Genomic DNA, 14,070 nt, shown 5'->3' with positions numbered 1-14,070 from the left:
GATCGCGGGGGCGCGAGCCTAACCCGCGCCCCCGCGATCGTGCCGACCTCAGACGGCCCGGCCACGGTCCGCCCGCCACAGCGTCACGGTGACCCAGGCCCAGCCGACCGCCACGGCGAGACCGAAGCCCACCATGGTTACCGGCGCCGGCCGGACGATCAGCGCCACCCAGGCCACCGCGAAGTACGCCCCGCTGGCCAGGCTGTACGCGGCCCAGCTCCGCTCGCCCCGGCGGGCGCCCCGGCGGGCGGCGCCCACCGCGGCGATGATCAGCGCGACGAAGCCGATCGCCGCCGCGAGGAAGTGCAGCCCGCCGTGCCAGCTGACCTCACCGGCGCCGCGCGGCGTGCCGGCGGGGAAGCCGTCGGCGGGGTCGGCCCGGAAGACCCCGGCGAGCAGCAGCCCCGCCCCGTAGAGGGCGAGCAACCGCGGCAGCCACCGGGTACCGGTGTCCCGGCGGCCGAGCGCGGCGGCGGCACCGAGCACGAGCAGCCCGCTGGTGAGGAAGGTGGCGATCTGCACCCATCCGAGAGCGCCGTTGCTGAGCACGCTCACCGGGTGCCGGCGGAAGTCGAAGCCGTCCCGGGTGAGGCCCTGCACCAGCGCGGAGCCGACGAAGAGCGGGCCGGCGAGGAGGCCGCCGGCCAGCAGCACCCGGTCCCGACCGACGGTGCTCGGACGTGCCTGGAGCGGAAGCGCCTGGGTCATCGGTCCGCTCCCCTCAGACCCGCGGGTACATCTGGCCGACGCGGATCCGGTTGCCGAACGGGTCCCGGATGCCGAAGTCGATGCCGTACGGGCGCTCGGTCGGCTCGTCGGTGATGTCCACGCCCTTGGCCACCAGGTCCTCGTACGTCTTGCGGGCGTCGTCGGTGGTGAGGCAGAGCCAGCCGCCCATCGCGCCCTTGGTCAGCAGCTCGCGGACCTGCTCGGCGGTGGCCGGGTCGAGGGCCGGCGGGCCCGGCTTCTCCAGCAGGATCTCGTGCTCCGGGTCGCCGGGGACGTTGACGGTCAGCCAACGCATGAAGCCGAGGTCCTGGTCGGTGTTCACCTCGAGGCCGAGCTTGCCGACGTAGAAGTCGAGGGCCTCGTCCTGGTCGAGGACGTAGAGCTGAGAGCGGGAAATCGAATTCATCGTCATGCCGATCACGCTAGACCGGGCCCGTGAGCTGGTGCTTATCCAAAACTGCTGGGCTGGCGGCGGACAGCAGCCCTGCCCGATGTTGGTCGTTTGTCCCATGGGACAACGGCGTCCGTCACCGACTGTTAACTTGCGCGATACGGAGTCATCCGTTTCGCGAGTTCGGGGTAAGCGCCCATGCACGTCATGTTGGCCTGGTTCGCCGAGTCTCCACTGCCGGAGAGCGCGCGGCGGCTCCGTCGTGCCCGGGCCCAGCGGGCCCTGGCGGACGTGGTGCCGCCGGCATACCGCCGGCATGAGTTCGGCGCCGAGGACTGGGGCCTGACTGTGCGGCACCCCGTCGATCCGGGCGCGTACCGGTGGCCGACCGTCGCCGCCGAGGGCCCGGTCACCGCGGTCTCGCTCGGGCTGCCGGTGGGGCTCGACGTGACCGGCGGGCCGGCCGCGCTGGCCGGGCGCCTCCTCGCCGGCGAGGACGTGCACCGGGAGGTGGTGCCACCGTTCGGTCTGCTGGCCCTCGACCCCGCGCGGTTCAGCCTCCAGCAGGACTGGCTCGGCATGTGCCGGGTATTCGCCGGCGAAGCGGACGGGATCCGTGCGTTCTGCACCCGGCTCGGCCCGCTGGCCGCGTTCCTGCACGGCTCGGCGCGCCCGGACCTCGACGGCTGGGCGTCGTACACGCTCTGCGGGCACTTCGGCGGGGACCGCGCGCCGCTCGTCGGCACCCGGCTGCTCCGCCCCGGCGAGCGGGTGACCGGCCGCCGTCGCGCGGGCGGCGGCTGGACCGTGACCGGCGAGCTCCGGTACGCCGTTGACGACGTGGTGATGAGCGGGTTCGCCGGGCAGGGCCGACCGCTCGACGAGCAGTTGGACCGGGCGGCCGCCGCCCTCACCATGACCGCATCGAGCGTGCACCGGCTCTACGGCGACGAGGTCACCCTCGGCCTGTCCGGTGGCAAGGACTCGCGGCTCATCGCCGCGTCGCTGGTCGCCGCCGGCCGGACGCCCCGGCTGGTCACCAACGACGACCTGCGGGCGGAGGGTGAGGTGGCCCGGCAGCTCGTGCAGATCCTGCGGGACCGGCGTGGCCTGGACCCGGAGCACCGGCTCGTGCTCGGCAGCGCGCCGGCCAACGTGCTCACCATCGGCCTGCGGGAACGCGCCCGGCGGCTGCAACGACTGCACGACCACCAGTTCCCGTCCACCTACCTGCCGCGCCCGGCCGTCCGGCCGACGCTTCCCGAGCAGGTCCGGGCGGCGAGTTTCACCGGCGCGGCCGGGGAGCTCGCCGTCGGGTTCTGGTACCCGGCAGCCGACGCGCAGAGCGACCTGCCACCGGAGCAGGTCGGCATGGCCAAGCTGCTGTCGGCGGTGCCGACAGCGGCGGTCGCGGCGGAGGTGGTGACCGCCGAACGGGACCGGATCGCCGCCCTCTTCGCCCACGCCCGGGGCGTCGGCCTGCGCGACCTGCACCTGATCGACTATCTGTACCTCGTGGAGCGGGTGCGCCGCTGGTACACCTCCGCCTACACGACGGGGATGGTCACCCCGTTCCTGACGCCGGGCTTCGTCGCCGCCACCTTCGGGCTGACCCCGGCCCAGAAGCGTGGCCGGCTGCTGCACACCGAGCTGATCGCCCGGCTCGTACCGGAGTGGGCGGGGATACCCTTCGTCAGCGCGGCCACCGGGCGGTCCACCGCCACCCGGGTGTGGGAGGGGGACGGCGCCGAGGTGATCGCCGACCTGCTCGACACCGCGCACGGGCCGCTCACCGGGCTGATGCGCCGCCCGGTGGTGGAGCAGACGTTGCGGACGGCGGTGCGGGGCGGCCGCCCCGATGCGCGGATCCTCCAGCAGTTCACCTGGCTGGCGGTCGCCTCCGAGCGGCTCGAACCCGCCACCACCCGCCGCTCCACCGGCGCGACGTACGCGCGGATCACCGCGCCGCCGCAGCCGCGCCGGCCCACGAACGACAGCTTCTCCCGGCTGCGGTGGATCCGCCGGACCAGCCTCGGTGACCGGCTCTGGGTGACGGTGCGCGCACGGGTGCGCCGCCGCTGACCGGCTCAGCGGGCGGCGCTCGGGCGCATCCAGGATTTGGTGAAGCAGCTCGGCACGGCCGCGGCGGAGGCCTTACGCCGCCGGTAGTCCGACGGAGACTCACCGACGATGTCGCGGAACGTGCGGCTGAACGTGCCGAGACTGCCGAACCCGACCGCGTAGCAAATTTCGGTCACCGGCTGGCCGGTCTGCACCAGCAGGTACATCGCCCGCTCGACCCGGCGGCGTTGCAGGTAGCGGTGCGGGGTCTCGCCGAAGGTGGCGCGGAAGGTCCGGATGAAGTGCGCCGCGGAGACGTGCGCGATCCGGGCCAGCGCCGGCACGTCGAGCGGTTCGGCGTACGACCGGTCCATGGCGTCCCGGGCGCGCAGCATCGCCCGGTTGGACTCCTCCACCGCGCGGCTCATCGGCCCCTCCCGGGTCAGGTTAGCGAACCGGCCCTTCCGACCGGTCCACCACGAGGTCGAGCTCGCCCAGCTGCTCCGGGTCGGCCACCACCTCGATGCCGATGATCCGGTCGGTGACGGTGAAGCTGATCACGAGGCGGTTCCGGCCATCGGCGATCACCAGGGCGCCGGGCAGCGCGTCGACGAGCGCCGGCACCGCGGCCTGTGCGCGGCCGGAGAAGAACGCGGCCACGGCCGACGCGCCCCGGGTCTCGGCGGCCCCGCCCATCCGTACGGCGGCCGGGTCGGCGCGCAGCACCACGTGCGGGTCGAGCAGGGTGAGCAACTCCTCGAACCGGCCCTCCCGGGAGGCGGCGAGGAACGCCGCGACGACCCGGCGCTGCCGGGCGGGGTCGACCTCCGGCGCCGCCGACCGGCCCTGCACCCGCCGCCGGGCGCGGCTGGCGATCTGCCGTACGGCCGCGGGACTGCGGTCGACCACGGTCGCGATCTCCTCGAAGGAGACCGCGAACATGTCGTGCAGGACGAACGCCAGCCGCTCGGTCGGGCCGAGGGTGCCGAGCACCACCTCCAGGGCCTGCCCCACCGACTCGGAGAGCACCGCCTCCTGCTCCGGGTCCCGCCCCCCGGGGTCTGCCGGCGTCCGCTCCTCCTCCGGCCCGTCGACCGGCCGTTCGTGCCGTACCGGGCCGGAGCGCAGGCGGTCCAGACAGACCCGGCCCACCGTGGTGGTCAGCCAGCCCGGCAGGTTGTCGATGGCGTCGACATCGGCGCGGCTGAGCCGCAGCCAGGTGTCCTGGACGGCGTCCTCGGCCTCCGCCGGCGCGCCGAGCATCCGCTGGGCCACCGACCGCAGCCGGGGACGCTGCTCCTCGAAGCGCTGCACCAACAGGTCGGTGTCGTGCACGGCCCCCGCCATTTCGATCACCGTCACCGCTCTCGGGTGACCGCCGTCACATCTGTCACGCCGCCGGTCCGACCGTCGACATGACGGTGACGGACAAGCTGCTGCGGCGCACGGAACGCTGGCCAGCCTAACAGGACAGGACGGATGAAAATGACCATGCAGGCTCGGATCGAGAACCCGGCCAAGCTGCTTCCCGACACGGTGCAGGCGGTCAACCTGCTCTACAAGGCGGCGCACTCCGCCGGCGTCCCGACCAGCACCCTGGAGCTGGTCCACCTGCGGGCCAGCCAGATCAACGGCTGCAGCGCCTGCGTCGACTCGGGCGCCCGGAGCGCCCGGAAGGCCGGCGAGACGGAGGAGCGGCTCTTCGCGCTGGCCGCCTGGCGGGAGACCCCGTACTTCACCGAGGCGGAGCGGGCCGCGCTCGACCTGACCGAGGCGGCGACCCGGCTCGCCGACCGGAGCGACCCGGTGCCCGACGCGATCTGGGACGAGGCCGCCCGGCACTTCGACGAGAAGGGCCTCGCCGCGCTGGTGGTGTGGCTGGCCACCACCAACTTCTTCAACCGGATCAACGCGACGACCCGGCAGCAGGCTCCCCAGTACTGGGGCTGACCGACCACGAGGGACGGGGGGCGGCGGCCGTTCCTGCCGGTCGCCGCCTCCGGTGCGGTCGACCGCCACCATCAGCCCCGTCCGCCGGGCAGGATGTGAAGTGGCTGGCCTCCGACAGCGTCGGGATCCGTTGATCGCGCCCTCCCGAACGGCGGCCGCTGCCGAAGCCGACCCCGCCCACGAGAGGAACGCGCCATGATCGAGGAGTCCGGCGTGCGTGCCTGGGTCCGGCGCTACGAACGCGCCTGGCGGACCGCCGGCACCGACCAGCTCGACGAGCTGTTCACCGGCGACGTCACGTATCAGATGGCGCCGTTCCAGGATCCGCATCGCGGCCTCGAGGCCCTGCGCGTCCTGTGGGACGCCGAACGCGCCGGTCCCGACGAGGAATTCGAGCTGTGGTTCGAGGTCGTCGCCGTTGACGACCCGCGGGCGGTGGTCCGGCTGGAGGTGCGCTACGGCGACCCGGATCCCCAGCAGTTCCGGGACCTGTGGATCCTCGAGTTCGCCGCGGACGGCCGGTGCCGGGCCTTCGAAGAGTGGGCGTTCAGCCCCAAGGGCCCGGTGCCGTAGTCGTCGTCAGCGGCGCCGGTCGTGGGCGGGGCGAGGTGATCGGTGCTTGCCGACGCGTAGACGACTTTCGCCCTCCACCGCACGGGCAAGCCCGAACCGCCACGACCCCGGCGACTTCGGTCGGCTGCGTTGGGTCGCGATCCGGCAACATCCATCCCGGTGCGGCGGCGGAACTGGGCAGTTCAGCGCGGTGGCGAGGGTGCCTGGTCCGGGTATCTCCACTCGCGTATGCCGTCCCACGCCGCAACCCCGATCAGGACGACGGCGGCGGCGCTGGTGACGATCACCGGCGCCCGGCGGACCATCACCGGCGTCAAGGCGGCAAGCGCGAGCAGTCCGAGCACCCGGGACGGGGACACCCGGGCAAACACTTCGTACTCGAGGCGGGACCGCCCGGCCAGGAACAGCGCGGGCCCACCGAAGATGACCGCGAGCCAGAGCGGATCCTGGTGTCCGCGCGGTTCGTTGATCACGAGTGCGTAGCCGACGCCGGTGGCGAGAATGCCGGTCACCATGACCAGATGGGTGTAGAACCCGGACTTACCGAGGCTGCCCGGACGGGGGGCGGCCTCGACGGCGGCGGGGAACACCGTCCCGGCGCGGTGGAAATAGATTCGCCACATCATCACCGCGGTGGCGAAGGACATCACGGTCGGCAGCACCCGGTCGGGTGTGAACTCGTCGGCGAACGTCATGCCGGTGAGCAGGATCGTTTCGCCGATCGTGATGATGATGAACTGCTGGTAGCGCTCGGCGAGGTGTGCGCCCGCGAGTCTCCAGTCCTCCGCTCGGGTCCGACCGAGCCCCGGTATGGGCCAGCCGAGTATGAATCCCGCGCAATCCAGTGTGATCGCCAGTGTCCACAGCACCCCGCGCTCGGGACTCTGCGGGAATAGCGCCGCTCCGACGATCCACGGCACGGCGGATACCGCGCCCCAGCAAAAGTGTCGCAGGGGGCGGTGCCGCTCCCGGTCCCGCCGGGCGAGCAGGAGGATGGCGGGCTTGCCGACCTGGACGGCGACGTACGCGACCGCGAAGACCACCGCTCGCTGGCCGAACGCATGGGGCAGCGTGACCGCCACGATCAGGCTGCCGAACATGGTGATGACGATCAACAGCTGGATCACCGGATCTTCTGTCTGGTACTTACTGGTCACCAATGCCGCGTGGACCCAGACCAACCACAGAGCCAGCAGCAGCAGCGCCGTCTGACCGACTTCAGGCAGGACGACCCGCCGATCCGTGGTGAAGTCCTCAACAAGGCGCTCCGAGAACCGGGTGAGCACCAGGACATAAACCAGATCGAGGAGCAGCTCCCCCTCACGGCTCTGCAGCAGACCGCGCCAGCCACCGCTCGTCATCTGCCGCTCGTCTTCCGTCGGCTTCGCCCCGGTATTGACCCAGTCGTACCACGCCGCTCGTGGCCTCCGACACATGTCTGCCAGGCGTCCACCCCTTGCCCGGGTCGATCGCCGGCCCGGGCGACGCTCCCCCGAGCATTGGGGGATTCGCGCCGTGCGGCTGCCGGCATGGTCATCTGGTGCGTTGACATGAACGGCGCGAATGCGGGAAGAAGCGGTTCTCCGTGGTGAGCGGATCAGGTCGAGGAGGGCAGTCGTACGAGTGACATCCGGGGCCCGCGTCGAGGTGCCGGTTGCCGCGTACGGGCTACGCCGCGTCTGTTCACCGGCGAGTCAGGACGAAGCCGTCGTGCGCGTCGCCGGCTCCCCGGGCACCGGTACGCGGTTCGCGTCGGCCCACGGCACGCGGAGCAGGTCGGCCCGGGCTCCCCGGCAAGGGCCCGTCCCGCGAGCGCGCTCAATCATCTTTGTCCGGTGCGATTTGTCTGACCGATTCTCCGATCACGCCACCCGGCCCGCCGGCCGATGCCGGGAGATGGCGATGGGGAAATCCGACGGTTGATGGGCGAACAGGCGGGGCGGGTGCGGGAGGGGGTCTTGTGGCTGGAGAGGCGCAGGCGGCCGGCACGGCGGCCAGACCCGTACGAACCGCCGCGTGGTCGTGGTGGGCCGATGCGATCACCTCGGCCGGCGCGGTCAGCCTGCTGATCGTGGTCGCGCTCTGGGTGCGGGGCGGCGGTGTGCAGGATCTTCGTGGCTGGGCGGCGGGCGTGACGTCGCTCGGCCGGTTGACCGGGCTTGTCGCGGCCGACCTGCTGCTCATCCAGGTGCTGCTGATGGCGCGCGTGCCGTGGATCGAGCGCACCTACGGACAGGACAGGCTCGCCCGGTGGCACCGCGTCGTCGGGTTCGTGTCCTTCGATCTGATGCTCGTGCACATCGCGCTGATCACGGTCGGGTACGCCGCGACTGGTGGGGTTTCCGTGACAGCTGAGGCGTGGAGCCTGGTCACCACGTACCCCGGAATCCTATTGGCGGTCGCCGGGGCGTCCGCCCTGACGATGGTCGTGCTCACCTCCCTGCGGGCCGCGCGGCGGCGGCTGCGCTACGAGGCGTGGCACCTGCTGCACCTGTACGCCTACCTCGGCGTGGGCCTGGCGCTGCCGCATCAGCTCTGGACCGGCGCCGACTTCACCGGCTCCCGAGCCGCGACGCTGTACTGGTGGACCGCGTACGCCGCGTGCGCCGGCGCGGTGGTCGCCTTCCGGCTCGGGCTGCCGGCCTGGCGGACAATGCGGCACCGAATCACGATCGCCGCAATCGTCCCGGAGGCTCCCGGCGTTCACTCGATCTACATGCGCGGACGCCACCTGGACCGGTTGCCGGCACACTCCGGGCAGTTCTTCCAGTGGCGTTTCCTCAGCGGCCCGGGTTGGAGTCGCGGCCATCCGTACTCACTGTCCGCGGTGCCGCGTGAGGACATGCTGCGGATCACGGTGCGATCCCGCGGCGAGGGCAGCGAGCCGGTGTCAGAGTTACGCCCGGGAACCCGTGTGCTGATTGAGGGGCCGTATGGCCGGCTGACCGCCGCCCAACGCACGGCTCCACGGGTAACCATGATCGCGTCCGGGATTGGAATCACCCCGCTGCGGGCGTTGTTGGAAGAGTTACCGTACGCGCCGGGCGAAGCCACGCTGCTGTACCGGGCGCGCTCGGCAGAAGACCTGGTGTTTCGCCAGGAACTGGAGCGCCTCGCGGCCGTCCGTGGCCTGCGCGTGGAGTACCTGTTGGGGCCGCGCGGGCGGGAGGACTCATGGTTGCCGGCCGGGTTCGGCGACGACGCGAAAGCCTTGCGTGAGCTTGTCCCGGACATCGCGCAGCACGACGTGTTCGTCTGCGGACCGGATGAATGGATGCAATCGGTGGTTTGGGCCGCTCGGCACGCAGGCGTGCCGGCGGAGCGCATTCATCTTGAGCGCTTCACCTGGTAACTCGGCCACCCATCCTCATGGCGCTCACAATCCCACCCGAGGAGGACGACATGCGCAGGATCACCATGTGGTTCCTGGCCACGATCGCGGTGGTGGTACTTCTCTTCAGCTACCGGACGTCGACCGGAGCCGACAGCTCGCCTTCGGCCACGCCGGCCGTGGTAAGCGGCCCCGGTGCGTCGGCGGACCCCGGTAGGTCACGGGGCACCATCGCACGGTCCGGTTCCAGCACCGTCGCCGACGGCCCAGTCGTGCAGACGAAGCGGGGGAACGTCCAGGTGCAGGCCCAGATCAGCGGCGGCCGGATCACCGAGATCACGCCGATGACGGTGCCGAGCACGAACAGCCGCTCCCGCGAGATCAACAAGCACGCGGTGCCGCAGCTGCGCACGGAGGCGCTCGCCGCGCAGAGCGCGCAGATCGACGCGGTGTCCGGGGCGACGGCGACCAGCGAGGGCTACACGGAGTCGCTCCAGGCCGCGCTGGACGGCGCTCACTTCAAGGCCAAGCCGTGACCAGGCAGGCGTTCGTCGAGCAGATCATGGGTCTGCCCGTCAGCGTGCATGTGCGTGGTCCCGGTGCCGACTCGCCGGCGGCGGCGAACGCCGTCGCCGGGGCCTTCGCCGAACTGCGCGCGATGGACGCCGTCTTCAGCCCGTACCGCCCGGACAGCCGGCTGAACGCCCTGAACCGGGGAGAGCCGGTAGATGACCCGTTGGTCGACGCGGTACTCGACCTGTGCGAGCAGGCGCGGCAGCGTACCGGCGGCTACTTCAACGCCTACCTCCCCGAACCCGGCGGTGGCACCCGCTTCGACCCGTCCGGCCTCGTCAAGGGCTGGGCCGTCGAACGCGCCGCGGAGCACCTGGAGGGGTACGCGTTCTACCTGAATGCCGGTGGGGACATGACGGTACGCGGATCCTGGCGCGTGGGCGTGGAGGATCCGGCACAGCCCGATCAGCTCCTCACCACCATCGAGGTGGTCGACGGGGCCGTCGCGACCTCGGGCACTGCACACCGCGGAGCGCACATCGTAGATCCGCACACCGGCGCCCCCGCCCGGGGCCTGCGCTCGGTCACCATCATCGGGCCGTCTCTGACCTGGGCGGACGTGTACGCCACCGCAGCGGCGGCGCAGGGACCCCAGGCAGTGACCTGGCTCGCCACGCTACCCGGGTACGAGGCCCTGCTCGTCGGCGACGACGGTGCCCTACTGGCCACGCCCGGCTGGTCACTACCCGCGTAACGCAGCGGGCGAGCTCGACCTGCACCTCTTCGGACTGTCCGGTCGACGCTTGCCTTCTTGCTGCCTGGGCTGCCCTTCGGTCGGCCTCGGGCGAGCCGCCGAGCCGGCGCGTCAGATTGCGACCGGGTGGCGCGGTTCGTAGAGACCGAGTTCGCCGCCACCGGGCAGCCGCAGGGCGGTGCGCAGCCCCCACCGCTCCTCGGTGACCGGGATCGTGAACTCGACGCCCTTCGCGGCCAGGTCGGCCATGGTCGCCGCGACGTCGTCGCACATCAGGAAGAGTTCGTGGGCCGGCTCGCCCTCGCTCGGGTGCATGGCGAGCTCGGCCGGCGGGAGCTTAAAGATGAGCCAGCCATGGCCGGCGTCGACGTGGTGGTAGCCGAGCGCGTCCCGGAAGAAGGCGCGGTCCGCCTCTGGGTCACGGCTGTAGATGATCACATGAGCACCACTGATCATTCACCGACCATAATGCTGAGGTCCGACGTGGCAACGCCAATCTCGCGTGCTGTGCCACGCCGCCTGCTGTGGTGACGTGTCAGCCACAGGCGGCACGTTCGATGCTTCCTCGCTGCTTCCGCGCGGGCGGTCGCTCAGTCGGAGATGCCGGTGTGCCCGACGACCTTCTCCACGGTCAGGCGCACCAGCAGTTCGCCCGGCACGGCGTTGCGCGCCCCGTATGCCTCGGCCAGGTCCCGCCCCATGTAGCGCTCGGCGATCCGGATCGCCCACCGCCGCATCTCGGGCAGGTCCTCGGTGATCGTCGCGCGCCCACGCAGCGTCACGAACGCGTACGGCGGTTTCTCGTCGTCGACGCACAGCACGGCCCTGCCGTCGCGGGCGAGGTTGCAGCCCTTCACCGAGGTCTTGCCGGTGTTGAACAGCACGTCGTCGCCGTCGAGTACGAACCACACCGGGACGACGTGCGGCGAGCCGTCGGCCCGTGTCGTCGCGAGCTTGCCGGTGCGGGTGCCGTAAGAGACGAACTGCTGCCACTGCCCATCGATCATCGACTTTGCCATGCGGCCATTATGGTGCCGTCCGGCGCTGCAACCATCGCGGACTGCCCCTGCCTGACGCCTCGCCTACAAGCTCTGTGCATGGCGTCCGTACACGTCCAGGATCGTTCGTACGCTCCGAGTCGCGTCCGTGCCAGCGCTCGTCAACCTCCGCCGGCCGTCCCACTGGGGCTGAACCCTTCGTCCCGAAGGAACGATCGCTACTCGATGAGCTGGGCGAGTAGCGGACCTGAGCCGCCCAGGCGGTCCGCCAAAGTTCGCCGCTGCCCGTTCGTCGCGCCCTTCGTCACTCGGCGAGTCACTCAACTGCGACGCCCAAAGGTTCCGTCGCCCACGTGTCGCGCGGCGACCCAGATCAAGCGGACCAGGCCGTGGATGACTACGTTGACCGTCGCGGGCCCAAGCACCAGTACCAGCCACATGCTTTTGGCGAGATCGCCGTCTGCGTTAAAGAAGGCAGCCGACCAGGGCAGCCCAAGCGCGAGCAGCGGAAGGCCAGGCAGCATGAGGCCGACACCTGCGGTCGGGCCGTCGGCGCTGACATACAAAGCAAGAAAAACGGCCACAAGGACGAGCACTATCGTGGCATGGGCGAGCAGGACCCGCGATCCGAGTGACTTCACGGCGGCACCTTAACCTTGCCCGCTCGAAAGTGGATGACCACGGAGACCAAGCTTCCCGATGCTTTTGTGGAGGTCAAGTGGTCAGGGCAGCGAAGTCGGCGGCCAGGGCGGTGTAGACGTCGCGGACGATGTAGCGCTTGAGGCAGCGCAGGATCTCTTGCTAAAAAGTGGACAAGCCCGTCTATGTGAGCAGGAGGCGGGGTGAGCAGTTGGGCGTCTGGGTACGTCCCAGGAACCAGCGAATGGAGGTCAGCATGAAGACCACCATCTGGCTCATCCCCGTTGCCTATTTCGTCTACTTACTCATCGGTGGGATCGTTGGCGAGCGTAATCGGCGCCGTGGCGGCGATCCGAACGGCCCGACGAACCTCGGACCGCTGGTGTACATACTCGCGGAGCTCGGTCTGGCGCTCGCCATGTTCCGGGCAATGGTGGGCAGGGCCCAGTACATCGCCGCGTTGGGCGTGCCTCCGGCGTGGACACGACCTCCGCTGCGCGATGTGGAAGACGTCGACCTGCGCCGATCGGACAACTTGATCTGTGGGCTCCGGGCACCATGGCCGGGCGAACGCGACGTCGTTTTGGCCGCGGCGCGCGCCCGGGTGGAGGGACTGCTGTCCATCGTGCTCCCGGGCGTCCTACTGGCGCTGGTTTCCCTGAGAGCTGTGATGGCGCGAGTACCCGACACGCTGCTGTCGATAGTCGCGCTACTCAACCTTATCCTGGGGCTCGTCATGGGTGGACTGCCGTGCGCTACGGCGCGGACGCGCAGCGTGCGCGCGTCTATCTAACGCAATTCTCGGGGGCCGCCGGTCCCACTCTCCCGTCACCTGGATGACCCGGACAGGCACGGCACTTCGTGATCTACCCCTTGAGCCCGGGCACCCCGGTACGGCAACCTGACCCGCCTTTTTCGAGCGCACGAGATCGAGCTGCCTGACCGCTGGTGGAGGTGCGTGGTCGCTGGTGGGACGGGTCTTGGGGTCGTATGGCCCGGCGCGACATCTGGTTGGTCTCTGACGGCCGGCTCTGGCGGGTCCGTGGCCGCCTCGGTGGTGACGGTGGGCAGGAGGTCTCGCACGACTTCCCGGACGAAGCATCCGCCCGCTCGATGGTTGATCGGATTATGAAGACCTCTGCCGGCACCTGGCGGGGCCTCACGGAGACGATCCGGCAGGAGTCCAACTGTCGGCTGACTGAGTAGCCAGCGCTCAATACGGGCCCGGCCCCCTGACGGTCTTCGGTATCCTGGAACATGTTGATCTAGTCAATCCATGTCCTATCAGGAGCTTCCTCGCATCCCGAGTCCCACCCCCGCCCCCGCCCCCGCCGAAAACGGAACCATTATCAGCAAAAGGCCTTGAGTTTAGGTCAGTGCCGCCTGGGTAGACCGACGGAGCGCTGAGTCGTAATCGCCGCATCGCGGTTCAACCAACACGAACAGGAGGGTAAAATGTCGGAGCCCTATCCACTCGCCACTGAACCCGAAGGCGTCGTCGCGTCGCTGGTTGAGCGATTTAACTCCGGCAAGGTCAGCGCAATGATGGCCCAGTTCGAGCCGGGGGTCGTGCTCGTCGCGAAAGACGGGCGACCCCTCACTGATCCCACTGAGATCGCTGCCGAACTTGAGCGCGATCTCAGACTCGGTCTGCCGCTGAAGGCCAAGGCGCGCCATGTGTTCGTTGCCGGCGATATCGCCCAGATCGTGCTAGACTGGTCGATTGATGGCACAGGTCCCGACGGCGAGCACGTACACGTCGAAGGCTCGGCAAGTGATGTCGTGCGCCGCGGCGCGGATGGACGCTGGCGGTACCTGATCGACAATGCTCTTGGGACGGCGGTGCGGCTGCGACAGCCCGCCTGACAGTGTGCGCCACGGCAGCTCCCGCTGATGGACCCACTCTTCAGTGTGGCGTCGACGGTCACCGGCACGTGGTGAAACTTGCTCGTATCACGGGAAGGTTAGGTTTCCACGTTCAAGCCTCACGTGAACGGGCCGTCGGTTGGGTAATACCAGTGCGCTTGATGTGGTCGAGATTTTGGACCTGAACGCCCGAATCCTCCGGGGACGACCGAATCCCATATGGTGCTGGCGCACTGACCTAAACTCAAGGCCGATTGAGGTGTAT

Annotated in this window: 16 protein-coding genes; 8 read left to right on the top strand and 8 right to left on the bottom strand. The window is 70.1% G+C overall.

Annotated elements, in window-relative coordinates:
* Positions 1–48 precede the first annotated feature (48 nt).
* Both I8N68_RS15685 and I8N68_RS15680 read right to left on the bottom strand, forming a co-directional pair.
* Positions 49–708: a DUF998 domain-containing protein gene (locus I8N68_RS15685; protein ID WP_200210726.1), complete on the bottom strand. Its 660-nt coding sequence runs from the start codon at positions 706–708 to the stop codon at positions 49–51.
* Between the two features lie 13 nt (positions 709–721).
* On the bottom strand, positions 722–1,141 hold the full coding sequence (locus I8N68_RS15680; protein ID WP_200210725.1) for a VOC family protein: 420 nt from the start codon (positions 1,139–1,141) through the stop codon (positions 722–724).
* Between the two features lie 177 nt (positions 1,142–1,318).
* On the opposite strand from I8N68_RS15680, the gene I8N68_RS15675 reads away from it, so the two are divergent.
* Entirely contained in the window at positions 1,319–3,202 is a 1,884-nt protein-coding gene (locus I8N68_RS15675) for a hypothetical protein (protein WP_200210724.1), read from the top strand.
* 5 nt (positions 3,203–3,207) lie between these two features.
* Here the strand turns inward: I8N68_RS15675 and I8N68_RS15670 are convergent, their stop codons facing one another.
* Positions 3,208–3,609 (bottom strand): helix-turn-helix domain-containing protein, encoded by a 402-nt coding sequence (locus tag I8N68_RS15670; RefSeq protein ID WP_200210723.1) that lies wholly within the window; start codon positions 3,607–3,609, stop codon positions 3,208–3,210.
* Positions 3,610–3,628: 19 nt separating this feature from the next.
* A complete protein-coding gene (locus tag I8N68_RS15665; RefSeq protein ID WP_307812844.1) occupies positions 3,629–4,543 on the bottom strand; it encodes a sigma-70 family RNA polymerase sigma factor in 915 nt (304 codons plus the stop codon).
* A 123-nt stretch (positions 4,544–4,666) separates the two neighbouring features.
* Between I8N68_RS15665 and I8N68_RS15660 the strand changes: the two genes are divergently transcribed.
* Together I8N68_RS15660 and I8N68_RS15655 are read left to right on the top strand one after the other, a co-directional pair.
* The gene (locus I8N68_RS15660) at positions 4,667–5,131 is read left to right on the top strand and encodes a carboxymuconolactone decarboxylase family protein (protein WP_504739818.1); all 465 of its coding nucleotides are present in this window, start codon (positions 4,667–4,669) and stop codon (positions 5,129–5,131) included.
* Between the two features lie 195 nt (positions 5,132–5,326).
* The gene (locus I8N68_RS15655) at positions 5,327–5,704 is read left to right on the top strand and encodes a nuclear transport factor 2 family protein (RefSeq protein WP_200210722.1); all 378 of its coding nucleotides are present in this window, start codon (positions 5,327–5,329) and stop codon (positions 5,702–5,704) included.
* Positions 5,705–5,886: 182 nt separating this feature from the next.
* Here the strand turns inward: I8N68_RS15655 and I8N68_RS15650 are convergent, their stop codons facing one another.
* Positions 5,887–7,065, bottom strand: coding sequence for a low temperature requirement protein A (locus I8N68_RS15650; protein ID WP_200210721.1), 1,179 nt, complete (start codon positions 7,063–7,065; stop codon positions 5,887–5,889).
* 599 nt (positions 7,066–7,664) lie between these two features.
* Here I8N68_RS15650 and I8N68_RS15645 point away from each other — a divergent pair.
* Genes I8N68_RS15645 through I8N68_RS15635 form a run of 3 tightly spaced genes read left to right on the top strand, consistent with a single transcriptional unit; the run spans position 7,665 to position 10,302 of the window.
* Entirely contained in the window at positions 7,665–9,056 is a 1,392-nt protein-coding gene (locus I8N68_RS15645) for a ferredoxin reductase family protein (protein WP_307812843.1), read from the top strand.
* Between the two features lie 50 nt (positions 9,057–9,106).
* Entirely contained in the window at positions 9,107–9,571 is a 465-nt protein-coding gene (locus I8N68_RS15640) for an FMN-binding protein (RefSeq protein ID WP_200210720.1), read from the top strand.
* Positions 9,568–10,302, top strand: coding sequence for an FAD:protein FMN transferase (locus I8N68_RS15635; protein WP_200210719.1), 735 nt, complete (start codon positions 9,568–9,570; stop codon positions 10,300–10,302). Before I8N68_RS15640 ends, I8N68_RS15635 begins: the two co-directional genes overlap by 4 nt.
* A 111-nt stretch (positions 10,303–10,413) precedes the next feature.
* On the opposite strand, the gene I8N68_RS15630 is transcribed toward I8N68_RS15635, so the two are convergent.
* The 3 genes from I8N68_RS15630 to I8N68_RS15620 all read right to left on the bottom strand — a co-directional run bounded on the left by I8N68_RS15630 (position 10,414) and on the right by I8N68_RS15620 (position 11,941).
* Positions 10,414–10,758 (bottom strand): VOC family protein, encoded by a 345-nt coding sequence (locus tag I8N68_RS15630; protein ID WP_200210718.1) that lies wholly within the window; start codon positions 10,756–10,758, stop codon positions 10,414–10,416.
* Positions 10,759–10,892: 134 nt separating this feature from the next.
* Positions 10,893–11,321: a PPOX class F420-dependent oxidoreductase gene (locus I8N68_RS15625; protein ID WP_200210717.1), complete on the bottom strand. Its 429-nt coding sequence runs from the start codon at positions 11,319–11,321 to the stop codon at positions 10,893–10,895.
* Positions 11,322–11,620: 299 nt separating this feature from the next.
* Positions 11,621–11,941 carry a hypothetical protein gene (locus I8N68_RS15620; protein ID WP_200210716.1) on the bottom strand — a complete coding sequence of 107 codons (321 nt, stop codon included), beginning with the start codon at positions 11,939–11,941 and terminating at the stop codon, positions 11,621–11,623.
* 254 nt (positions 11,942–12,195) lie between these two features.
* Between I8N68_RS15620 and I8N68_RS15615 the strand changes: the two genes are divergently transcribed.
* Positions 12,196–12,732, top strand: coding sequence for a hypothetical protein (locus tag I8N68_RS15615; RefSeq protein ID WP_200210715.1), 537 nt, complete (start codon positions 12,196–12,198; stop codon positions 12,730–12,732).
* 662 nt (positions 12,733–13,394) lie between these two features.
* The gene (locus tag I8N68_RS15610) at positions 13,395–13,805 is read left to right on the top strand and encodes a YybH family protein (protein ID WP_200210714.1); all 411 of its coding nucleotides are present in this window, start codon (positions 13,395–13,397) and stop codon (positions 13,803–13,805) included.
* The last annotated feature ends 265 nt before the right edge of the window (positions 13,806–14,070 follow it).

Source organism: Micromonospora coerulea (assembly GCF_016598485.1).
Taxonomy (GTDB): domain Bacteria; phylum Actinomycetota; class Actinomycetes; order Mycobacteriales; family Micromonosporaceae; genus Micromonospora; species Micromonospora coerulea.
This window is presented reverse-complemented; position numbering and strand designations above follow the sequence as displayed.